A 524-nucleotide genomic window follows, 5' to 3' on the forward strand; every position below is an offset into this window, starting at 1 on the left:
GCGCAAGGGAAAGATCTTCCTCGACTATCTGCGCAACGACCGGATGTCGACGGCTGTGGCGGTGTTGTCACCCCGGGCGCGGGAAGGCGCGACGGTGTCGATGCCGGTGACCTGGGCGCAGGTGAAGAACGGGCTCGATCCGAAGCGCTACACCGTTCGCACGGTCCCGGCGCTGCTGGCCAAGACCAAGGCATGGGAGGGGTATGACGACGCGGCCCGATCGATCAAGCCGGCGATCAAGAAGCTGACGGACAAATTGTAGAAGGTTGTTAGCTCGTTCGGGCAGACAGGGTATGCGCCGCGTCTGCCCGCCGAAGAATTATCATAGGTGAATCAGATCCGTCCGAGCAGGACGAGGATCAGCACGATGACGATGATCAGGCCGAGACCGCCGCCGCCATAATAGCCGGTGCCGTAGAACGGTCCGCCGCCGATGCCGGAAAAGCCGCCGAGCAGCGCGATGATGAGAATGATGAGGATGATCGTTCCGATGGACATGTACTTCCCTCCAGAGCCCGGCAGCG

At 62.0% G+C, this 524-nt stretch carries 2 protein-coding genes; one reads left to right on the forward strand and one right to left on the reverse strand.

Annotated elements, in window-relative coordinates:
• A partial coding sequence (ligD, locus tag A6M14_RS00880) for a non-homologous end-joining DNA ligase LigD (protein WP_152872891.1) occupies positions 1 to 262 on the forward strand: 262 nt, incomplete at its 5' end.
• 71 nt (positions 263 to 333) lie between these two features.
• Here the strand turns inward: ligD and A6M14_RS00885 are convergent.
• Positions 334 to 524: DUF3309 family protein (locus A6M14_RS00885; RefSeq protein WP_479680063.1), on the reverse strand; the 191-nt coding region annotated here is incomplete at its 5' end.

The sequence above is a fragment of the Acinetobacter portensis genome, assembly GCF_009372215.1.
Taxonomy (GTDB): Bacteria; Pseudomonadota; Gammaproteobacteria; order Pseudomonadales; family Moraxellaceae; genus Acinetobacter; species Acinetobacter portensis.